Annotated in this window: 20 protein-coding genes; 12 read left to right on the plus strand and 8 right to left on the minus strand. The window is 68.2% G+C overall.

Translation table 11 applies throughout. The features are described from left to right. Positions 1-19 precede the first annotated feature (19 nt). Positions 20-670 carry a hypothetical protein gene (locus tag ACFWPK_RS22745; protein ID WP_378918816.1) on the minus strand — a complete coding sequence of 217 codons (651 nt, stop codon included), beginning with the start codon at positions 668-670 and terminating at the stop codon, positions 20-22. 111 nt (positions 671-781) lie between these two features. Here ACFWPK_RS22745 and ACFWPK_RS22750 point away from each other — a divergent pair, with 111 nt between their 5' ends. Continuing rightward, positions 782-2,398 (plus strand): hypothetical protein, encoded by a 1,617-nt coding sequence (locus tag ACFWPK_RS22750; protein WP_378918818.1) that lies wholly within the window; start codon positions 782-784, stop codon positions 2,396-2,398. Here ACFWPK_RS22750 and ACFWPK_RS22755 read toward each other — a convergent pair. The 5 genes from ACFWPK_RS22755 to ACFWPK_RS22775 are packed head-to-tail and all read right to left on the minus strand — an operon-like array spanning position 2,356 to position 7,916. Beyond that, positions 2,356-3,141: a sirohydrochlorin chelatase gene (locus ACFWPK_RS22755; protein WP_378918820.1), complete on the minus strand. Its 786-nt coding sequence runs from the start codon at positions 3,139-3,141 to the stop codon at positions 2,356-2,358. The two genes, ACFWPK_RS22750 and ACFWPK_RS22755, sit on opposite strands and share 43 nt — an antisense overlap. Next, positions 3,141-4,436 carry a sulfate adenylyltransferase subunit 1 gene (locus tag ACFWPK_RS22760; RefSeq protein ID WP_378918822.1) on the minus strand — a complete coding sequence of 432 codons (1,296 nt, stop codon included), beginning with the start codon at positions 4,434-4,436 and terminating at the stop codon, positions 3,141-3,143. Before ACFWPK_RS22760 ends, ACFWPK_RS22755 begins: the two co-directional genes overlap by 1 nt. Then, positions 4,436-5,413, minus strand: a complete 978-nt coding sequence (gene cysD, locus ACFWPK_RS22765) for a sulfate adenylyltransferase subunit CysD (protein ID WP_266298608.1) — start codon at positions 5,411-5,413, stop codon at positions 4,436-4,438. The genes ACFWPK_RS22760 and cysD overlap by 1 nt, the downstream gene beginning before the upstream one ends. Further along, positions 5,392-6,111, minus strand: coding sequence for a phosphoadenylyl-sulfate reductase (locus tag ACFWPK_RS22770; RefSeq protein WP_378918824.1), 720 nt, complete (start codon positions 6,109-6,111; stop codon positions 5,392-5,394). Before ACFWPK_RS22770 ends, cysD begins: the two co-directional genes overlap by 22 nt. A 20-nt stretch (positions 6,112-6,131) precedes the next feature. After that, entirely contained in the window at positions 6,132-7,916 is a 1,785-nt protein-coding gene (locus tag ACFWPK_RS22775) for a nitrite/sulfite reductase (protein ID WP_378918826.1), read from the minus strand. 433 nt (positions 7,917-8,349) lie between these two features. Here ACFWPK_RS22775 and ACFWPK_RS22780 point away from each other — a divergent pair, with 433 nt between their 5' ends. The 3 genes from ACFWPK_RS22780 (at position 8,350) to ACFWPK_RS22790 (ending at position 10,615) form a co-directional block, all read left to right on the plus strand. Then, positions 8,350-8,778, plus strand: coding sequence for an SgcJ/EcaC family oxidoreductase (locus tag ACFWPK_RS22780; RefSeq protein WP_378918828.1), 429 nt, complete (start codon positions 8,350-8,352; stop codon positions 8,776-8,778). 51 nt (positions 8,779-8,829) lie between these two features. Continuing rightward, positions 8,830-10,050, plus strand: a complete 1,221-nt coding sequence (gene hemW, locus ACFWPK_RS22785) for a radical SAM family heme chaperone HemW (protein ID WP_378918830.1) — start codon at positions 8,830-8,832, stop codon at positions 10,048-10,050. A gap of 322 nt (positions 10,051-10,372) precedes the next feature. Further along, positions 10,373-10,615 carry a hypothetical protein gene (locus tag ACFWPK_RS22790; RefSeq protein WP_378918832.1) on the plus strand — a complete coding sequence of 81 codons (243 nt, stop codon included), beginning with the start codon at positions 10,373-10,375 and terminating at the stop codon, positions 10,613-10,615. A 66-nt stretch (positions 10,616-10,681) separates the two neighbouring features. Here ACFWPK_RS22790 and ACFWPK_RS22795 read toward each other — a convergent pair whose 3' ends face one another. Both ACFWPK_RS22795 and ACFWPK_RS22800 read right to left on the minus strand, forming a co-directional pair. Continuing rightward, complete coding sequence (locus ACFWPK_RS22795) at positions 10,682-12,067, minus strand: hypothetical protein (RefSeq protein ID WP_378918834.1); 1,386 nt, start codon at positions 12,065-12,067, stop codon at positions 10,682-10,684. After that, positions 12,064-12,477: a hypothetical protein gene (locus ACFWPK_RS22800; RefSeq protein ID WP_378918836.1), complete on the minus strand. Its 414-nt coding sequence runs from the start codon at positions 12,475-12,477 to the stop codon at positions 12,064-12,066. The genes ACFWPK_RS22795 and ACFWPK_RS22800 overlap by 4 nt, the downstream gene beginning before the upstream one ends. A 352-nt stretch (positions 12,478-12,829) precedes the next feature. On the opposite strand from ACFWPK_RS22800, the gene hrcA reads away from it, so the two are divergent. The 8 genes from hrcA to era all read left to right on the plus strand — a co-directional run bounded on the left by hrcA (position 12,830) and on the right by era (position 20,358). Beyond that, positions 12,830-13,864, plus strand: a complete 1,035-nt coding sequence (gene hrcA / locus ACFWPK_RS22805; protein ID WP_101463915.1) for a heat-inducible transcriptional repressor HrcA — start codon at positions 12,830-12,832, stop codon at positions 13,862-13,864. Positions 13,865-13,994: 130 nt separating this feature from the next. Further along, positions 13,995-15,149, plus strand: coding sequence for a molecular chaperone DnaJ (gene dnaJ / locus ACFWPK_RS22810; RefSeq protein ID WP_378918838.1), 1,155 nt, complete (start codon positions 13,995-13,997; stop codon positions 15,147-15,149). Between the two features lie 4 nt (positions 15,150-15,153). Next, the gene (locus ACFWPK_RS22815) at positions 15,154-15,894 is read left to right on the plus strand and encodes a 16S rRNA (uracil(1498)-N(3))-methyltransferase (RefSeq protein ID WP_378918840.1); all 741 of its coding nucleotides are present in this window, start codon (positions 15,154-15,156) and stop codon (positions 15,892-15,894) included. 200 nt (positions 15,895-16,094) lie between these two features. After that, positions 16,095-17,159, plus strand: coding sequence for a PhoH family protein (locus ACFWPK_RS22820; protein ID WP_378918930.1), 1,065 nt, complete (start codon positions 16,095-16,097; stop codon positions 17,157-17,159). A 63-nt stretch (positions 17,160-17,222) separates the two neighbouring features. Beyond that, a complete protein-coding gene (gene ybeY, locus ACFWPK_RS22825) occupies positions 17,223-17,771 on the plus strand; it encodes an rRNA maturation RNase YbeY (RefSeq protein WP_364410399.1) in 549 nt (182 codons plus the stop codon). Then, positions 17,768-19,126 (plus strand): hemolysin family protein, encoded by a 1,359-nt coding sequence (locus tag ACFWPK_RS22830; RefSeq protein WP_378918842.1) that lies wholly within the window; start codon positions 17,768-17,770, stop codon positions 19,124-19,126. Before ybeY ends, ACFWPK_RS22830 begins: the two co-directional genes overlap by 4 nt. Beyond that, positions 19,119-19,454: a cytidine deaminase gene (locus ACFWPK_RS22835; RefSeq protein WP_378918844.1), complete on the plus strand. Its 336-nt coding sequence runs from the start codon at positions 19,119-19,121 to the stop codon at positions 19,452-19,454. Before ACFWPK_RS22830 ends, ACFWPK_RS22835 begins: the two co-directional genes overlap by 8 nt. Further along, positions 19,447-20,358: a GTPase Era gene (era, locus tag ACFWPK_RS22840; RefSeq protein WP_378918846.1), complete on the plus strand. Its 912-nt coding sequence runs from the start codon at positions 19,447-19,449 to the stop codon at positions 20,356-20,358. Before ACFWPK_RS22835 ends, era begins: the two co-directional genes overlap by 8 nt. Positions 20,359-20,435: the final 77 nt, after the last annotated feature.

Genomic DNA, 20,435 nt, shown 5'->3' on the forward strand with positions numbered 1-20,435 from the left:
GTCGGCTGGACGTGGTCCGTCAGCGCTGGGCGTTCCAGAAGCCGATGGCCATCGCTCCCCACCAGCAGACCTGGGAGATCGCGCCCGAGGTGGCGCCCCACGCCAGCAATCGGGGTGGCAGTGGTGCTGCCGAGTGGTCGGCCAGGCGCCTGCTCAAGACCGTGGTCTGTAATCCGTTGACGGTGAGCAGCGCGGTCAACACCATCTTGGTCTGCGTCAGTGGGGAGTCGAGGTTCGGTTCCAGTACGCAGCCGCTGGCAACCAGCGCCGCGAGCCCGAGCCAGATCGGCACGTGCATCCGGGAGACTCCGGCCATCGCCTCGGCGAGGGTGCTGCGCCCGAGCAGCCACAGGGCGGCCAGATAGTCGGCGATCAGGACGCCGCCGAAGCCGAGCGTCAGCCCGGCGAGGTGAACGAACAATCCCGCGGTGTGCAGCGCCGGGTCCGGGTTCACGTGGGTGGCGATCCACAGTGCCGCGCCGAGGAGTCCCGTCGATGCCAGCGCGGCGGCGGTGACGAGCCACCAGGAGTCGAGCAGGCCGATCGGCCGCGACGGTTCCGGGGCAGGCCAGCGACCACCGCGCGGTATCTGGGCCGGGGCATGTGGCGTGCCCCAGACCGTCGGTGTCATCACGATATTCGGTCGAATGACCAGCAAACCCTGTGGCATGGATGCCTCCGCCTGGTGTCCCAACAAAATGTTAGGAGAGGCTAAACTAGATTTTCGGTTCTAGTAAAAACGTTCTCCGGTCGCACTTCGGCCGCGAGAGATTGGTGAGGGATGACGGTCGGCTGGGGAGTGTCCATCGGTGCGCGGAACATCGTCTGCGCGGCAGTCGGCGGTGGCACCGATCCGGTGATCAGCAGCGGTCGCACCACGGTGGCGGACAGCTTCGGTGCGAACCCACGGATTCTCGGCTTCGCTGATCTGACCCTCGCGGCCGAGCTGTCCTTCGCGCCGACCGCCGAGGCTGCCGACCTTGTCGCCCGGGTTCTCGGTGCGGCGATGGCCGCCGCGGGCGCTGTCGCCGAGCACACCGTGCTCGCACACCCGGCGGTCTACACCGAGCAGCACGTCACCGCGCTGCGGCGGTCGCTCGTGCGGGCGCAATTGGGCGAAGTCGAGCTGGTGGCGGAGCCGATCGCGGCAGCGGTGGCCCTCGACCCGATCGAACAGCCGGCGGAACCGAACGAGAAATCCGGCGACGCCACGGATTCGATGCTGGTGTACGACCTCGGCGCGACCTCCCTCGACCTCACCGTGGTCGTGCGCGACCGGCAGGGGCATCGGATCGCCGGTCGGCCGATTCGGTCCTATGCGTTCGGTGGCCGGTCCACCGCCGCGGCCGTAGCCGCCATGGAGCACGATCTGGCACCAACGGACGAACCGGTCGCCGGATTGCCGGATCCCGTCCGGACGGCGGCGGTTCGCGCGCAGCTCGTGCGGGATTCGCTGCCGCTGGTACACGAATGCCTGCGCACCGCAGGACTTTCCCCCGATCATCTCGGTGCGCTCCTGCTTGCCGGTGGCGCGGCCGCGCCGCTCGAGGTGGCGCACACACTCGCCGACGGGCTGGGCCGCCCGGTCGTTCGCGGTCCCGTGACGGCCGAGTCCGTCGCCCGTGGTGCCGCACTGCTCGGGGCCCGGCGGTCGGCCACCGGCACCGTGCTGGTGCCGGTCCGGCGCCCGATGTCGCGCACCGTGCTCGCCGGCGCAGCGCTCGCTGTGCCACTGCTCATTCCGGCCGTGCTCGGGCTGTTACGTGCCGACGACGACAGGTCCGGCGTGGTGGCGTCACCCGGTCGCAGTCTGCCCGGCCGGCCTGCCGACGGGCGGGCCGGGGCACCGGCGCCGTTGCCGGGCACAGTCGCGACCCTGCCGCGCCAGCTCCCGGCGATGTGGTGGAACCCCCGCGCGGCGGTCGTTGTGCCGGAGTCGCTTCGAACGCAAGGGGCTCTCTCGGTTCCGGCGAATCTGCCTGGTATCGACCCGTCCACGATGTCGCCCGCGGTCGATGCCGTCGAGCTCGTCCAGGAAGGCTCGCCGAGTGCGCCGCTGCCCGACTCGCAGGGGGTGCCGGATTCAGCCGGTAACCGCCGGCCACCGGCGCTGTCGATCGTGATTCCGGCGTTCGCGCTACCCGATCTCCCCATTGCGCCGGCTGCTGCAGGCCCTGTGATCGACCACACGGGACCCGGCTCGGCACCGTCGACTACGGAAACCCTCACGTCCGCAATGGAATCGACAACCGGCACCGTCGCGTCGAGCACGCAGTCGTCGCCACACGTCGTCGCGGAAGCCGGGTCGAGCGCCGATGCCGTCGTCGAGGCGAACTCGGCCGGACCGCCGGTGTCTCAGGCGGAGAGTTCCCATTCGGCGCCGAGCGCGGTGTCGTAGCGATCCCACACGACCTCGGTCAGCGCCGGGTGGGCTCCGAGTGCCGGGGTATGAACGAGTCCCGGTGCGGTGGCACGCAATCGGTCGGTCAGCAGACCCGGTGCCAGGAACCACGGCGCGACCACGATGTGCTCCGCACCGCGGGCGCGCAGTCGTTCGGTCGCGGCAGAGACGGTGGGTTCGCTTGTCGCGAAGCAGGTTTCGGTGAGCAACCCGGTGCGCCGGGCGACCGCGACGGCGATCTCGGCGGTGCGCTCGTTGGCGCCGGTGCGCGAGGAACCGACCGCGGCGACGGCGATACCGATCCGGCCAGGGGCGTAGCCCGTGGTCGCCTCGGTGATCCGCGCACACAGGGCGGTGATCAGTCGTGGATCGGGGCCGAGCACATCGGCCTGAACCAGGTCGAGCAGCGGATGCCTGCGTCGTGCGGCATCGAGCAGGCCGGGCAGATCGACCCTGGCGTGGAACGCGCTGCCCAGCAGCAGCGGCACCACGATGGCATGCGAACACCCTTGCGCCGCGACAGCATCGACTACCTGGTCGACGGACGGCGCATTCAGATCGAGAAAGGCGAGCCGCACGAGAACATCCGGTCGTGCGGCGGCGATCCGATCGCGCACGGCCGCCGCGTTCGCCGCGGAACGCGGGTCACGGCTGCCGTGGGCGACCAGGATCAGCGCGGGCTCGCCCCCGCCGCGCGGCACCACAGCGGGGCCGCGCAGCGGGGCGAACGTGCGATTCATCAGACCGCGGTACCGACCTCGACCGAAGTCAGCACATCGCCGACCAGGCCGGCCGCGAGGGTGTTGCCACCGGCGGGGTCGATCAGCAGGAACGACCCGGTGTGCCGGTTGGTGCGGTAGTCGTCGGCCGGGATCGGCTCGGCCAGCCGCAGCGAGACACGGCCGATGTCGTTGAGCTCCAACGACTCCGGGCTCGGCTGCGCGGTGAGTGTCTGCTCGTCGAACCGCTCCACGAGCGCGCCGACGATGGCCTGGGTGGTCTTGGCGCCGTGCTTGAGCAGCAGTCGGGCGCCGGGACGCAGGGCCTTGTCACCGAGCCAGCACACCGTCGCGTCGAAGGAGTCGATCGATTCCGGCGCGTCGTGCACCGAGGCGATGATGTCGCCGCGCGAGATGTCGACCTCGTCGGCCAGGATCAGCGTCACGCTGCGCCCGACCTGCGCGACGGCCAGTTCGCCGTCGGGGGTGTCGATGCGCTCGACGGTGGTCTTCTTACCCGAGGGCAGCACCACGATCTCGTCACCGGGGGAGACCGAACCGGCTGCGATCTGACCCGCGTAACCCCGGTAATCGGGGTACTCGGCGGTGCGCGGACGGATCACGTACTGCACGGGGAAACGCAGACCCAGCGCGTGCGTGCCGGTCGAATCCGCGTCCACCGGAACGGATTCCAGGTGCTCGATCAGCGAGGGGCCGTCGTAGTACGGGGTGTTCTCGGAGCGGCTGGCGATATTGTCGCCGTGCAGCGCCGAGACCGGGATCTCGATGACGTCTTCGGTGGCCCAGCCCAGCTTCGAGGTGAGGTCGTTGAACTCGGCGGAGATCTCGGCGAACACCTCGGCCGGGTTGTCGACGAGGTCGATCTTGTTCACCGCGAGCACCAGACGCGGCACACCGAGCAGCGCCAGCACGGCCGCATGGCGACGGGTCTGCTCGATGACACCCTTGCGCGCGTCGGTCAGCAGAATCACCAGCTGCGCGGTGGACGCACCCGACACCGTGTTGCGCGTGTACTGCACGTGCCCCGGCGTATCGGCGAGCACGAAAGACCGCTTGGGCGTGGCGAAGTAGCGGTACGCCACGTCGATGGTGATGCCCTGCTCACGCTCGGCGCGCAGGCCGTCGACGAGCAGCGACAAGTCCGGCGTGGACAGCCCACGGTCGACCGAGGCGCGGGTGACGGCGTCGATCTGATCGGCCAGCACGGACTTCGTGTCGTACAGCAACCGCCCGACCAGGGTGGACTTACCGTCGTCGACAGAACCGGCGGTGGCCAGCCTCAATAGGTCGGACATCAGAAATAACCCTCTCGCTTGCGGTCTTCCATGGCGGCCTCGGACACACGGTCGTCGCCGCGGGTAGCACCGCGTTCGGTCAGTCGTGACGCCGCGACCTCGGCCAGGATGGCCTGGTTGTCGGCGGCGTCGGAGATGATGGCGCCGGTGGTGGAACCGTCGCCGACGGTGCGGTAGCGCACCGAACGGGTTTCGAGGACCTCGTTCTCGTTCGGGCCGCCCCACACGCCGGGCGTCATCCACATGCCGTCACGGGAGTACACCGGACGCTCGTGCGCGTAGTAGATCGACGCCAGGTCGATGTCCTCGCGGGCGATGTAGCGCCAGATGTCGAGCTCGGTCCAGTTGCTCAGCGGGAACACACGCACGTGCTCACCCGGCGCGTGCTTGCCGTTGTAGAGGTTCCACAGCTCGGGACGCTGACGCTTCGGATCCCACTGGCCGAAGGCGTTGCGCAGCGAGAAGATCCGCTCCTTGGCACGCGAGCGCTCCTCGTCGCGACGGCCGCCGCCGAAGACCGCGTCGAAGCGGTGCTCGGTGATGGCGTCGAGCAGCGGGACGGTCTGCAACGGGTTGCGGATGCCGTCGGGGCGCTCGGTCAGGCGACCGTCGGCCAGGTACTCCTCGACCGAGGCGACGTGCAGGCGAAGGCCGTAGCGCTCGACCACCTTGTCGCGGAACTCGAGCACCTCGTCGAGGTTGTGCCCGGTGTCCACGTGCAGCAGCGTGAACGGCAGCGGCGCGGGCCAGAAGGCCTTGAGCGCCAGGTGCAGCAGGACGGTGGAGTCCTTGCCGCCGGAGAACAGGATCACGGGGCGCTCGAATTCGCCCGCGACCTCACGGAAGATGTGGATCGCCTCGGATTCCAGCGCCGCGAGGGTGTCGAACTCGGTCAGGCCGAGTTCGCGTTCGGTGGTGTTGGTACTCACAGGCTCACTCCCAGTGGTGGTGATGGTCATGATTGGTGCAATCCGCATTCGGTCTTGGCGATACCGGCCCAGCGGCCGCTGCGCGGATCGGACCCCGGCTCGGGCTTGCGCGTGCACGGTGCGCAGCCGATGGACGGGTAACCCTCCTCCACCAGGGGATTGACGAGAATGCCGTTGGCCTCGATGTAGGCCTGCATCTCGTCGTCGGACCACGGTGCGATCGGGTTGATCTTCACCAGGCCGAAGGCTTCGTCGAACGAGATCAGCGGCGCGTTGGCGCGGGTGGGCGCCTCGACGCGGCGGATGCCGGTGATCCACGCGTTGTAGCCGCTCAGCGAGCGCTTCAGCGGGACGACCTTGCGCAGCCGGCAGCATTCGGCGGCGTCACGGGCGAACAGATCCTTGCCGAGCAGCGCGTCCTGCTCGGCGACACTGGCCTCGGGCGCCACGTTGACCACGTGCACGCCGTACACGGCCTCGACCGCGTCACGGGTGCCGATGGTCTCGGCGAAGTGGTAGCCGGTGTCGAGGAACAGCACGTCGACGCCGGGGCGGGTCTGTGCGGCCAGGTGGACCAGCACGCCGTCCTGCATATTCGAGGCGACGATGTAGCCGTTCCCGAAATTGCGATCGGTCCAGGCGATCAGATCGGCCGGTGAGGCATCGGGGCCGAGTTCGGCCGCGCCCTGCTCGGCGAGTGCGCGCAGTTCGTCTTCGGACAGCTTGGCCGCGAGATTGGTTGTCACAGTGGGGATCTCCTCATCGACTATCGGAGGTCGGCCTCGTCGGCGCGCACAGCCCACACCGCGAAGCGTTCACCGGATTCCCGGTTCTTGACGAAGTTGCGGACGACGCGATCGATGTAGTCACCGAGCTCGACGCTGGTCACCTTGTGCTGACGCAACTTCCGGCCGAACGCGCTGTCCAGGCCGAGGCTGCCACCGAGATGAACCTGGAAACCCTCCACCTGATTCCCGGTGCCGTCATCGACGAGCTGGCCCTTGAAGCCGATATCGGCGATCTGGGACCGGCCGCACGAGTTCGGGCAGCCGTTGATGTTGATGGTGATCGGCACATCGAGTTCGGCGTTGATGTCGGCGAGGCGCTGCTCGAGTTCCGGTGCCAGCACCTGTGAACGCTTGCGGGTCTCGACGAAGGAGAGCTTGCAGAACTCGATACCGCTGCACGCCAGCAGGTTTCGGCGCCAGACCGACGGGCGGGCCTGCAGGCCGAGCGGTTCGAGTTCGTCGATCAGCGCGTCGACCTGGTCGTCGGCGATGTCGAGGACGATCAGCTTCTGGTAAGGGGTGAAGCGGATGCGGTCGGAGCCGTACTTCTCGGCGGCGTCGGCGACCTTGCTCAGGATGGTGCCCGAGACGCGACCGGCGATGGGGGAGAAGCCGACGGAGTTCAGGCCGTTGCGCAGCTTCTGCACACCGACGTGGTCGATCGGCTTGGCAGGCTGCGCGGGGGCGGGACCGTCGATGAGCTTGCGCTTGAGGTACTCGTCCTCGAGCACCTGACGGAACTTCTCGATGCCCCAGTCCTTGATCAGGAACTTCAGGCGGGCCTTGGTGCGCAGGCGGCGGTAGCCGTAGTCGCGGTAGAGCGAGACGACCGCTTCCCACACATCCGGCACCTCTTCGAGGGGCACGAAGGCACCGACGCGCTGAGCGAGCATCGGGTTGGTGGACAGACCACCACCGACCCACAGATCGAGTCCAGGGCCGTGCTCGGGGTGGTTCACGCCGACGAAGGCGATGTCGTTGATCTCGTGCACCACGTCCTGCTGGCCCGAGATCGCGGTCTTGAACTTGCGGGGAAGGTTGGAGTACTCCTTCTTCCCGATGTAGCGCTTGACGATCTCGTCGATCGCCCAGGTGGGGTCGATGATCTCGTCGAGCGACTCACCCGCGAGCGGGGAACCGAGGACCACGCGCGGGCAGTCACCGCACGCCTCGGTGGTGTGCAGACCGACCGACTCGAGCCTGCGCCAGATCTCCGGGACGTTCTCGACCTCGATCCAGTGGTACTGGACGTTCTCGCGGTCGGACAGGTCGGCGGTGTCGCGGCCGAACTCGGTGGAGATCTGCCCGACGGTGCGCAGCTGGGCGGCACTGAGCGCACCGGCGTCGCAACGCACCCGCATCATGAAGTACTTGGCTTCGAGCAGGTCGATGTTGTCGTCGTCGGTGAAGGTGCCGTCGTAGCCCTCTTCACGCTGGGTGTAGAGACCCCACCAGCGGAAACGGCCACGCAGGTCGGCCTTGTCGATCGAGTCGAAGCCGCCCTTGGCGTAGATGTTCTCGATGCGCGCGCGGACGTTGAGCGGGTTGTCGTCCTTCTTGGACTGTTCGTTCGGGTTCAGCGGCTCGCGGTAACCGAGGGCCCACTGGCCTTCGGAGCGGCGGCGGACCGGCTTGCCGGTGCGGGCGCGCGGTGCGACCGGGGCATCGGTGCTCGGGCGGGCCGGGCGCTGGGCAGCTGAACGCTCAGTGCGGGCCTGCGCCGTCGACTGTTCGGTCGAACCGGCGTCGGTGCTCGACGTCATGGTGGGTCGCTCCTGCGGGGTGATTGGACATCCGTGCTGAAGGCGCGAGGGGCTGGCTCGCGTCAGGCGGTCAGCGGGCCGATGAAAGTCGAAGGCACCGGGGGATACCCGGGCGTGGACGCCGCTGCGCTACCGGTGGAAACCGGGCCGACAGCAGGCGCTACAGACACGCTGGAAGTCGACGTGGCGACGGGCCACGAGTCGTACTCCAGTTGCGTGCATGCGCCTATTGTGCCACGTCAACCGGGTCGTTCCGACCGCAAGGAGATATTTCCCGCACTTTTGGGGGAAATTCCCTGGACGGCTGTCCTGTTCTGTGACGGGGGTCATAGCCCACCGCTCGGAACCGACCTGTGATACGCCGCGCCGGCGCGTGTGCGGTGCCGCACAGCGCGGTTGACCTGGAGCGCGGTCGAGGTTGCACAGTAGTGCCATGAGCAACGACGCCACTGCCGCCGGTCAGACCCCCACCGATCTCGACACCGAACTCGCGGCCATCCGCGCCGTCGTCGACACCATCGCCCACGCCCAGGCCAACGAACTGGCCGAGGAGTTCGTCGCCGTCTTCCGCGAAGACGCGATCTGGACCACCGGGCACGGTAAGCGCCTGTTCGGTCGCCCGGCCATCGCCGAGTTCACCGCGCAGGTGCTGCCCGGCGCGACGACGCAGGGCAGCGCGACCTACGAGGTCGAGCACGTGCTCTTCCTGCGGCCCGATGTCGCCGCTGTCAAGATCCGCCAGAGTTACTTCACCCTCGACGGCGAGCTGTCCGGTCAGGGCACGCCGATGTATGTGATGACCAAGGAAGACGGCGCCTGGGTGCTCACCGCCAACCAGAACACGCCGGTGGTGACGGACTGACGTGCGAGGGGCCGCGCGGGACGGTATACCGGGGCCCGGCAGACTGGAGGGGTGACTACCAGCGCTGCTACCGGGGCTCCCGGCGTGACACCGGCCGATGCCGATCGCCCGGTGCTGCGCGATTTCGGGGGCGGCGCGTTCGGGGTGTACGTGCACGTGCCGTTCTGTGCCACCCGCTGCGGGTACTGCGACTTCAACACCTATACGGCGGGGGAGCTTGGTACCTCGGCGTCGCCTCAGTCGTGGCTGGAGGCGTTGCGCGGAGAGCTCGCGACCGCCGCGGCCGAGTTCGGTGCCCTGCCGAGCGCGACCCCCGAGGTGTCGACGATCTTCGTCGGCGGCGGGACGCCGTCGCTGCTCGGTGGTGACGGGCTGGCCTCGGTGCTCGATGCCGTGCGGGCGAACTTCACCCTGGCCGCCGACGCCGAGGTGACCACCGAATCCAACCCGGAATCCACCTCGCCCGAGTTCTTCGAGCGGCTTCGCGCTGCCGGCTACACCCGGATCTCGCTCGGCATGCAGTCCGCCGCGCAGCACGTGCTGAAGGTGCTCGACCGCACGCACACCCCGGGTCGCGCGGTCGCCGCGGCGAAGGAAGCGCGTGCGGCCGGGTTCGATCACGTGAACCTCGATCTGATCTACGGCACCCCCGGTGAGACCGACGCCGATCTGGATCTGAGTCTGGACGCGGTGCTGGCCGCCGGTGTCGATCATGTCTCCGCCTACTCCCTGATCGTCGAGGACGGAACCGCGCTGGCACGCAAGGTCCGCCGTGGTGAACTGCCCGCACCCGACGACGATGTCCTCGCCGCCCGCTACGAACGCATCGATGCCCGCCTCGCCGACGCCGGTCTGACGTGGTACGAGGTTTCCAATTGGGCCGCAAGCGATTCCGCCCGCTGCCGGCACAACCTCGGCTACTGGGACGGTGGTGACTGGCTCGGCGCGGGTCCCGGTGCGCACAGCCACGTCGGCGGTGTTCGCTGGTGGAACGTCAAACACCCCGCCCGCTACGCCGACCGGGTGGCCCTCGGCGGACTCCCCGCCGCGGGCTGGGAAGCCCTCACCGACGACGAGCGCTACACCGAACACCTCATGCTCACGGTCCGTCTCCGCACCGGCCTGCCCCTAGCGGACCTGGCGCCGTCCGCGGCCCCCGCTCTCGACCGGATCCTCGCCGACGGCCTCGCCCACATCACCGGCGACAACCTGGTCCTCACCGACCGCGGCCGTCTCCTCGCCGACGGCATCGTCCGCGACCTTCTCACCTGACCATCGAAGGCCGCGCTGGAGGTTTCCCGGCCGATCCGCGGCGGTCTTGTCCGAAGATTTGTCGACTCAGCGGTGGCCGTTCGACATGCTGTTGAGCAGGTCGGGGAATCGCGCGGGCGGTGATGTCATCGTGATCTGAATTTCGAGATTTCTCGGGCTTGGGATCGAACCCAAAGATTGCCCGGTCATCGTGGTGTATCAAGCCAATGCACATCTGGTGAGAGGCTCGGAACAGTGGGGTGCTCTAAGGGTATGTTCGGTGGGTTCGGGGTGGAAGATAACGATTAGGGGCGTAGGCTTCAACTCGATCCTAGGGAGTTATATGTCCACCGAACGGCACATCACCCTCGTCCACGAGCAGAGCGAATTCGCTGAAGCGCGCTCCGCTGAGAAGGCGGAGAACGCGCGTCAGTGCGCGGTCGCCGCGAGGACGGTCGCGTCGCACTCCAACGACGCCGACGACTGCGGCGCGTTGCTGGCGATGCTCGGCCTGGATGCCCTCGCGGGCAAAGAGGTCGGCGCTCCCGACTCGGCCGCTCGCTGCGGCGCAGCTGCCCGAGTCTGATTCGGCATGGGCCGCCCGCCTGGGCGGCCCATGCTGAAGAGTCCGGTCGACTCGCTGACATCGCCGTCAGTCCCGAGTCGCCGGTGAGCGCTGCTCGCCGGGCACGATGTCATCGCCACCCCCGATCACTCCACCTGCTACCGCCGGTCGTGGCTCGCCGAGCAGTTCCGCGGTGTTCGCCAGTGTGATCAAGTACTCCGGCAGGTCGCGCATTGCATCCGCGTCCGGTGCCGGCGTTGTCGGCGGTGCTCCGCCGCAATGGAAGAACCGATCGCTCGACCTGGCTGGGGTATGCCCCGGTGGCGGGTTGACGCCGATGACCGGGCCTGTCGATCCTGGAATGCTGTGCCCGGTGCCCGGCCTCGATACGTCGTGCTGACCGGGCGGCCGGTACCGCGCAGTGCCACCTGAGGTTCGGTCAAGGGCCCCGCTCGCGGTGACGGTCGGCCTCCTACGCCCTGCCACGGGGTCAGCTGATGGATTGCGGACCGTCGAAACGACCGCGGGGTCGATGGCCGCCGGGGAAGTCCCCGTAGGCGCTGTGAGCAACCCTGGGCCGCCAGGTGTCGTCAACGCCGCGGTACCGCTCGGCGGCGTCACACCGGCGACGACCGTCGATGCCGAAGCCACCGTCGGTGCACTGCCCGAACGCGCCGCTCCGTCATCGGACTCCGCCGCCCGGCTGTCGATCCCGTCCGAACCGTCGGCGGGAACGCCCGTTCCGCGACCACCACGTCCCACTGAATCCCCGAACACCTGGTGCGGGGCCGAGCTCTCCCATGTCGTGGCGGACGCGTTCTCCGTGTCTGCCGAAGTCTCGACCGGCGACTGTGCACGTCTCCCGCCCGGCGATTGCCCCGCGGCGCCGATCAGCGACTGTCGATCGCCCGACCCGTCGGAGTCGAACGGCCGAAGCGGCATGGACAGCAATGGAATACGGGCTACCAGCTCGGCGAACGGCAACACATATCGCTGCCGCATCGCGGCTCGCGCATTCTCCTCCGCGACCGAAGCCGCACCGTGCGTCGATGCCGAGCCCGTGGCGTGGACCGCTCCACTCACCGACCACGCCGAAGCCCCGGTGTCTTCGACAACCGGCGACCCGACCGCGTACTTGGTTGCCACGATCGCCTCGGCCGCCGCCCGGACCACCCGCGGCAATTCCTCCAGCGCCACAGTCAGCTCGTGCGCTTGCGCGACGTAGCGGTCGACCGCGGAACCGGCCGCCGCGGCGCCCACGCCCGACCAAGCCAACGGGAGCGTCCCGTTCATCGCGTGCCGGAAAGCGCGCAGACCGTCATCCCACCACCGCGCGATCTGCTCGAACCGATCCGCTTGGGCGAACGCATCGGCAACCTCGAGCGACTCGAACGCAGCGACTATCTCCCGGTGTCGCCAAGAATGCGTGTTCTCCCCGCCGCCGAGAATGCCGCCCGGCTCGGGGCGAGTCACGCTGACTCCACGGAAATATGTTGCCCTACAGACGTTTCCACTGACCGAAGCCGATCGGCCCACTCTTCGTCGGCAACCATCATCAGATCGCGCACGTTCCGCAACGACTGGCGAATATCGCCCACGATCCGGGAATGCCCTTCCATTACGGCAGTGATGCTGTTCTCCTTCGCCGCCGCAACGCCACGCAATCGCGCTACCAATGTGGCAGCGGATATCAACCGCGTTTCCCCCTCGCCCAATCCCCAATGCACCTGATCGCCGACTTCCACGGCAAGTGCCCGAATCTGCGCGATCGCCCGCAGAAATTCTTCACACGCATCATCGATCCGGGCGAACTCCGCCGGCCGCACCGCGACCGCGCTCGACCCGATATGCCACGCCTCGCCGACCCCACCCGGACGCACCACTGTTGCCTCCCCGCACAACTTGTCGATAGCTGAGAAATGCTGGTAGATCCCCTGATTCAGTCCCGAACCTACGTCGGCTACCCGAGCCCCACAACCCCCGAAACCCCAACTGTGGACAACTCGGGCCTGTGGATAACTCTCCGCGGTGCTCGACCGCGTCAACAGGGCGAACACCGCCCCCACGGCGGAATATCGCCGGATGACAGTTCGATGCCGGACAGCCGTGCGATCCGGCGATCGGGAACAAGACAATTAGACTGGACAACGAGACGCTGCGAGCGTCCGCGTGCGACCCTGTGCGAACGCAGCACGGTAGGCATGACGTACAGCACGAGCGAGGAAGGTGGGGTCGATGGCGTCGAGCACCGAAGATCGACGTTTCGAGGTCCTGCGAGCGATCGTCGCGGATTACGTCGCCACCAAGGAACCGATCGGCTCCAAGTCCCTCGTGGAACGGCACAACCTCGGCGTTTCCAGCGCCACCATCCGCAACGACATGGCGGTGCTCGAGGCCGAGGGCTACATCACCCAGCCGCACACGAGCTCGGGCCGCATCCCCACCGACAAGGGCTACCGCGAGTTCGTCGACCGGATCGCCGAGGTGAAACCGCTCTCGGGCGCCGAACGCCGGGCGATCATGGAATTCCTCGAATCCGGTGTCGATCTCGACGACGTCCTGCGCCGTGGCGTGCGACTGCTGGCCCAGCTCACCCGCCAGGTCGCCGTCGTGCAGTACCCCACCGTCTCGGCGTCGATCGTGCGCCATATCGAGGTCGTCGCGCTGAACCCCGCCCGCCTGCTGCTGGTGGTGATCACCGACACCGGCCGAGTCGACCAGCGCATCGTCGACCTGGGTGCGGTGATCTCCGACGAGGACCTCGCCGCCGTGCGCGGCCTGCTCGGTGGGGCCATGGACGGCAAACTGCTCTCGGTGGCCAGCGCCTCGGTGGCCGGGGTGCCCGAACGCGCACCGGCCAAGATCCGCGACGTGCTGGTCCGGGTCTCCACCGTCCTGGTGGAGACGCTGGTCGAACATCCCGAGGAACGCCTGGTCCTCGGCGGCACGGCCAATCTCACCCGCAATGTCGCCGATTTCGGCTTCCCCGGCTCCCTGCGCACCGTGCTGGAAGCCCTGGAGGAACAGGTCATCGTGCTCAAACTGCTCGCCGCCGCGCAGCAACCGGGCCAGGTGATGGTGCAGATCGGCGAGGAGACCCAGGTCGAGCAGATGCGCGGCACCTCGGTGGTCTCCACCGGCTACGGCGCGGCCGGTGCCGTACTGGGCGGGATGGGCGTGCTCGGCCCCACGCGCATGGACTACCCGGGCACCATGGCGTCGGTGGCGACCGTCGCCCGCTATATCGGTGAAGTGCTCGCCGAAAGGTGAAGCCAGCTCGGGAACCACAACAACCGGACTGTTAAGGTCGAGACTTCGGCCGGTAAAGTTGAGTGGATTCGACTAAGGGATGCGCCCGGCGCTCGGCCGGCCCACAGCGACCAAGGACTAGAGAACTCACGTGGCACGGGATTACTACGGACTGCTCGGCGTCGGCAAGAACGCCACCGACCAGGAGCTCAAGCGCGCCTACCGCAAACTGGCCCGCGAACTGCACCCCGATGTGAACCCGGACGAGGGCGCGCAGGCCCGCTTCAAGGAAGTCTCCACCGCCTACGAGGTGCTGACCGACCCCGAGAAGCGCCGGATCGTCGACCTCGGTGGTGACCCGCTCGAAAACGGCGGCGGCGGAGCAGGATTCAACGGCGCGGGCTTCGGCGGTCTCGGCGACGTCTTCGAGGCCTTCTTCGGCGGGATGAGCGGCCAGGGCGGTGGCCAGCGCAAGCCGCGTGGCCGCGTGCAGCCCGGCGCCGACTCGCTGATCCGCACCCGGCTGAGCCTGGCCGAATGCGCGGTCGGTGTCACCAAGCACCTGACCGTCGACACCGCGATCCTGTGCGATGTCTGCGTGGGCTCGGGGACCAACGGCAACTCCAAGCCCATCCGCTGCGAGACCTGCGACGGTGCGGGCGAGGTGCAGTCGGTGCAGCGCTCGTTCCTCGGCCAGGTGCTCACCTCGCGTCCCTGCCCCACCTGCCGTGGCGCGGGCGAGACCATCCCCGACCCCTGCAACAAGTGCGGTGGCGACGGCCGAGTGCGCGCCCGTCGCGAGATCGCCGCGCCCATCCCGGCCGGTGTCGCCAGCGGTATGCGGGTTCGCCTGGCCGCTCAGGGCGAGGTCGGCCCCGGTGGCGGCCATGCCGGTGACCTCTACGTCGAGGTCGTCGAGCAGCCCCACGACACCTTCGTTCGCGACGGCGACGACCTGCACTGCACCGTCCGGGTGCCGATGGTGGACGCGATCCTCGGCACCACCGTGGTCGTCGACACCATCCTCGACGGCCCCACCGAGCTCTCCATCGCGGCGGGCACCCAGCCCGGCGAGGTGATCCAGCTGCGTGCGCACGGCATGCCGCGCCTGCGCTCGGGTGCGCGTGGCGACCTGCTCGCCCACCTCGACATCGTCGTGCCGAGCAAGCTCGACGGCAAGCAGACCGATCTGCTGCGCAAGTTCAAGGGCATGCGCGACAAGGATCGCGCCGAGGTGATGTCGACCCAGTCCGAGCACAACAGCGGCTTGTTCGCCCGGCTGCGCGCGTCGTTCAGCGGACGCTGAGCCCGTGGCCGCGACGGTCTTCTATCTCGATGAGGTGCCGGAGCCGGGTGCCGTCGCGGTGCTCGACGGTCCGGAGGGTCGCCATGCCGCGACCGTGCGCCGGATCAAAGTCGGTGAGCCGATCACGCTGTCCGATGGACACGGGATACTGGCGGACTCGGAAGTCGTTGCGGCCCAGAAGGATCGGCTCGAGTTAGCGGTCCGTGACCGTCGTGTCGCCGCGCCGCCCACCCCGGCGGTGACCGTGGTGCAGGCGCTACCCAAGTCGGACCGCTCCGAGCTGGCCGTCGAGCTGATGACCGAGGCGGGCGCGGACCTGATCGTGCCGTGGCAGGCCGCGCGCTGCGTCGCGAACTGGGAAGCCAAGGCCGCCAAGGGCATCGAGAAGTGGCGTGCGGCAGCCAAGTCTGCTGCGCGCCAATCCCGTCGCGCCTACATCCCCGAGATCGCCGGACTGCACCGCACCCGCGACCTGGTGGAGCTGGTGCGAAAAGCCAAGGCGGACGGCGCGATCGTCGCTGCCCTGCACGAATCCGGCGCGGGCAAGTTCACCGAACTGCGGCTGGACGAGGCGAGCGAAGTGGTGCTGATCGTCGGCCCCGAGGGCGGCCTCGACGACGCCGAGCTGGCCGCACTGGCGGAGGCCGGAGCCGACATCGTGCTCCTCGGCCCGACCGTCCTGCGCACCTCCACCGCGGCCGCGGTCGCGCTAGGTGCGCTGGGGGCGTTGACCGCACGCTGGTGAGCAGGAGTGGACCGCCCGGGATCGGGTATTCCCATGGTGTCGCGAACCGCATACCACGGGCACATTTTTAACCACTGTGCGGTGTCAGTGCTCGGCGGTAAACTGATCTCATCGAACACCAGGTCGAAACCGGAAGCAGGCTGTAGCCACTTTTGAAGAACTCAGGCGAGATCGGCAACCCCACCAACCCCGTATCAGACATCGGCACAGGCGGAAACAATGCTGGTCCCGCGGCGCGAACCGTGCGTTCCAGCATCGAGCTCGCCCCGGAGTCGGTTTTCGGTTTCCTCGGCTCGGCAGACCAGAACCTGCGTCAGCTGGAGAAACTGCTTCCTGCCGACATCCATGTCCGCGGCAACACCGTCACCATCACCGGTAAAGCGGGCGATGTGGCGCTGGCCGAGCGGGTCATCGAGCAGCTCGTGGCGCTGACCGGCCGCAACCGGGTGATCACCCCCGAGGCGGTCCGCCACACCATCTCGATGCTCACCGACGAGGGCGTGCACGAATCGCCCGCCGAGGTGCTGAGCCTGGACATCCTGTCGCGGCGCGGCAAGATCATCCGCCCCAAGACGCTGAACCAGAAGCGCTATGTCGACGCGATCGATGACAACACCATCGTGTTCGGCATCGGCCCCGCGGGCACCGGCAAGACCTATCTGGCCATGGCCAAGGCGGTGCAGGCCCTGCAGTCCAAGCAGGTCACCCGCATCATCCTGACCAGGCCCGCGGTCGAGGCGGGTGAGCGTCTCGGCTTCCTGCCCGGCACGCTCAACGACAAGATCGACCCGTACCTGCGCCCGCTCTACGACGCCCTGCACGACATGATGGACCCTGAGGCCATTCCCAAGCTGATGGCGTCCGGTGTCATCGAGGTCGCGCCGCTGGCGTACATGCGTGGTCGCAGCCTCAACGATTCGTTCATCATTCTCGACGAGGCGCAGAACACCACGGCCGAGCAGATGAAGATGTTCCTCACCCGCCTCGGCTTCGGCTCGCGGATGGTGGTGACCGGTGACATCTCGCAGGTCGACCTGCCCAACGGGCAGCGCTCGGGTCTGCGGGCGGCCGCGGAGATCCTCACCGATATCGACGACATCCACTTCTCGGAGCTCACCAGCGCCGACGTGGTCCGCCACCGGCTGGTCTCCGACATCGTCGACGCCTACGACCGCTTCGAATCCGACACCCGCGCCGTGCCGGGTCCGCACTACCCGGGCAATCGAGCCCAGCGCAGGGCCGCCGGTCGCACCGACCGGCGCTAACCGGCGCCACGCTGGCCCGATGCCGCTCCCGGCGGCGTCGGGTCGGCACCGTACCCTGAACAGGTGAGCATCGAGATCGCCAACGAATCGGGCATGGACGTTCCCGAAGAAGACCTGGTCAGCGTCGCACGTTTCGTGATCGGCCGGATGGACGTACATCCGGCCGCCGAACTGTCGATGGTGCTCGTCGATCTCGACACGATGGCCGACCTGCACGTGCGCTGGATGGACCTGCCCGGCCCCACCGACGTGATGTCGTTCCCGATGGACGAGCTGGAGCCCGGCGGTCGCCCCGACAGCCCGGAGCCCGGCCCGTCGATGCTCGGTGACATCGTGCTGTGCCCGGAGTTCGCGATGGGTCAGGCGCAGAAGGCCGATCATTCGCTCGACCACGAGCTGGCCCTGCTCACCGTGCACGGCGTGCTCCACCTGCTCGGCTACGACCATGCCGAGCCGGAGGAGGAGAAGGAGATGTTCGCGCTGCAGGCACAGCTGCTCGAGGAGTGGTACGTGAGCCTGCGCGAGGAACAGCGCCGCGCCGAGCTGGCCGAGCGTGACGACCGACTACTCGGCAAGGCAGGTTTCACCGCACCCGGTGAAGGCCCCGCGTGACAGCACTGACCCTGATCCCGCTGGCGATCGGATTGATCGGCATCGGTGGGATGTTCGCGGGTGTGGACTCGGCACTGAACACGGTGTCACGGGCCAGGCTCGACGACATGGTCCGCGAGGAGCGCCCCGGCGCCGTGCGACTGCGCAAGATCGTCGACGACCGCCCGCGTTATGTGAATCTCGCTGTCCTGCTGCGCATTCTGTGCGAGATCACCGCCACCGTCCTGCTGGCCGCGGCGACCTTGGACCTGTGGAACGAGAGCACGGCGCTGCTGGTCACCGCGACGCTGATGGTCGTCGTTTCCTACGTCGTGATCGGCGTCGGCCCGCGTACCCTCGGCCGCCAGCACGCCTACTCGATCGCGCTGGCTGCCGCCGTGCCGCTGCAGATCATCGGCGCGGTGCTCAGCCCGGTCAGCCGGTTGCTGATTCTGCTCGGCAACGCGATCACCCCCGGTAAGGGATTTCGCAACGGCCCCTTCGCTTCCGAGATCGAGCTGCGCGAGGTGGTCGACATGGCCCGCGAGCGCGGCGTGGTGGCCGACGACGAACGCCGGATGATCCAGTCGGTCTTCGAACTCGGCGACACCCCGGCCCGCGCGGTGATGGTGCCGCGCACCGAGATGGTGTGGATCGAGGACGACAAGACCGCCGCCCAGGCGATGTCACTGGCCGTGCGCTCCGGCCATTCCCGAATCCCGGTGATCGGCGAGAACGTCGACGACGTACGCGGCGTGGTCTACCTGAAAGACCTTGTGCCCTATGCCGATCGCGCCCGCAAGGTATCGGTGCGTGATGTCATGCGGCCCGCGGTCTTCGTTCCCGATTCCAAGCCGCTCGACGAACTGCTCGACGAGATGCAGCGCCGCCGCAATCACATGGCGCTGCTGGTCGACGAGTACGGCGGCATCGCGGGACTGGTGACCATCGAGGATGTGCTCGAGGAGATCGTCGGTGAGATCGCCGACGAATACGACACCGACGAAACCCCGCCCGTGGAGGACCTCGGCGACGGCCGATACCGGGTCTCGTCGCGGCTGTCGGTGGAAGACCTGGGGGAGCTGTACGGCCTCGACATCGAGGACGACGACGTCGACACGGTCGGCGGGCTGCTCGCGCACGAGCTGGGCCGCGTGCCGCTGCCCGGCTCCAAGGTGACCGTCTACGGGCTGGTGCTGCGCGGCGAGGGCGGCGCCGACGCGCGCGGGCGCATGCGGGTCAACACCGTGCTGGTGCGCCGGGCCGCCGATAAAGAGAAGAAGACCGACAAGCCACGCAAGGGCAACAACGACGAGGCAACCGCCGACACCGACCAGGTGCGCGTGCCCGACGACAACGGAGAAAACCATGAGTGAACTGGACGCCGAGGACAACAAACTGCTGGTACTGGCGCGTGGCGCGCTGGGCCGCACCGGCGGCGCGAGCGGTGCCGCGGTGCGCGACACCGACGGCCGCACCTACGCCGCGGGCGAGGTGGCGCTGACCGCGCTGCGCCTGACCGCACTGCAGGCCGCCGTTGCCGCCGCGATCTCGAGCGGCGCGGAGGGTTTCGAGGCGGCGGTCGTCGTCGGCGGTGACGCGGGCGACGCGGGCATCGACGCGGTGCGCGAGGTCTCCCCGTCGGCCACGGTCGTCCGCACCGACCGCACCGGCGCCGTGCTGAGCGAGGTGCACGGTGGCTGATTCCGGCAAGGAATTCCATTCCGGCTTCGTCTGTTTCGTCGGCAGGCCCAACACCGGCAAGTCGACGCTGACCAACGCACTGGTCGGCACCAAGATCGCGATCACCTCCTCGCGCCCGCAGACCACCCGCCACACCATCCGCGGCATCGTGCACCGCGAGGACGCCCAGCTGATCCTGGTCGACACCCCCGGCCTGCACCGCCCGCGCACCCTGCTCGGCCAGCGCCTCAACGACCTGGTCCGCGACACCTACTCCGAGGTCGACCTGATCGCGCTGTGCATCCCGGCCGACGAGAAGATCGGTCCCGGTGACCGCTGGATCGTCGAGCAGATCAAGATGATGGCGCCCAAGACCAAGATCCTCGGCGTGGTCACCAAGATCGACAAGGTGGGCCGCGACGAGATCGCCCACCAGTTGATGGCGCTGGTGAAGCTGCTCGGTCCCGAGTCCGAGGTCGTCCCGGTGTCGGCCGTGAAGGGCGAACAGGTCGAGGTGCTGGTCGACGTGATCGCCTCGCAGATGCCCGAGGGGCCGGCGTTCTACCCCGACGGCGAGATCACCGACGAGCCGGAGGAAACCCTCATGGCCGAGCTGATCCGCGAGGCCGCGCTCGAGGGTGTGCGCGATGAACTGCCGCACTCGCTGGCCGTGGTCATCGAGGACATCGAGCCCTACGCGGCGAACGAGGACATGCTCGAAGTGCATGCCCTGCTCTACGTCGAGCGGCCCAGCCAGAAGGCGATCATCATCGGCAAGAACGGCGCCCGCCTCAAAGAGGTCGGCACCAATGCCCGCAAGCAGATCGAGCACATTCTCGGCACCCGCATCTACCTGAACCTGCACGTGAAGGTCGCCAAGGATTGGCAGCGCGACCCGAAACAGCTGGGGAAGCTGGGCTTTTGACCGTTTGAGTGTCGGCGGTTCGGGGTATCGTTCGGCGAACACGCCGGTTCGTTCGGCGTGCTTCGCTGATCGTCCGG

Origin of the sequence: Nocardia sp. NPDC058519 (genome assembly GCF_042719755.1) — a bacterium.
Taxonomy (GTDB): Bacteria; Actinomycetota; Actinomycetes; order Mycobacteriales; family Mycobacteriaceae; genus Nocardia.

Coding starts and splice junctions, on each gene's coding strand:
- hrcA (WP_101463915.1), top strand. CDS start 12,830: ATGGCGTCGAGCACCGAAGATCGACGTTTCGAGGTCCTGCGAGCGATC.
- ACFWPK_RS22790 (WP_378918832.1), top strand. CDS start 10,373: ATGTCCACCGAACGGCACATCACCCTCGTCCACGAGCAGAGCGAATTC.
- ACFWPK_RS22780 (WP_378918828.1), top strand. CDS start 8,350: ATGAGCAACGACGCCACTGCCGCCGGTCAGACCCCCACCGATCTCGAC.
- ACFWPK_RS22750 (WP_378918818.1), top strand. CDS start 782: ATGACGGTCGGCTGGGGAGTGTCCATCGGTGCGCGGAACATCGTCTGC.
- ACFWPK_RS22775 (WP_378918826.1), bottom strand. CDS start 7,916: ATGACGTCGAGCACCGACGCCGGTTCGACCGAACAGTCGACGGCGCAG.
- ACFWPK_RS22745 (WP_378918816.1), bottom strand. CDS start 670: ATGCCACAGGGTTTGCTGGTCATTCGACCGAATATCGTGATGACACCG.
- cysD (WP_266298608.1), bottom strand. CDS start 5,413: ATGCGGATTGCACCAATCATGACCATCACCACCACTGGGAGTGAGCCT.
- ACFWPK_RS22835 (WP_378918844.1), top strand. CDS start 19,119: ATGAGTGAACTGGACGCCGAGGACAACAAACTGCTGGTACTGGCGCGT.
- ACFWPK_RS22755 (WP_378918820.1), bottom strand. CDS start 3,141: ATGAATCGCACGTTCGCCCCGCTGCGCGGCCCCGCTGTGGTGCCGCGC.
- ACFWPK_RS22760 (WP_378918822.1), bottom strand. CDS start 4,436: ATGTCCGACCTATTGAGGCTGGCCACCGCCGGTTCTGTCGACGACGGT.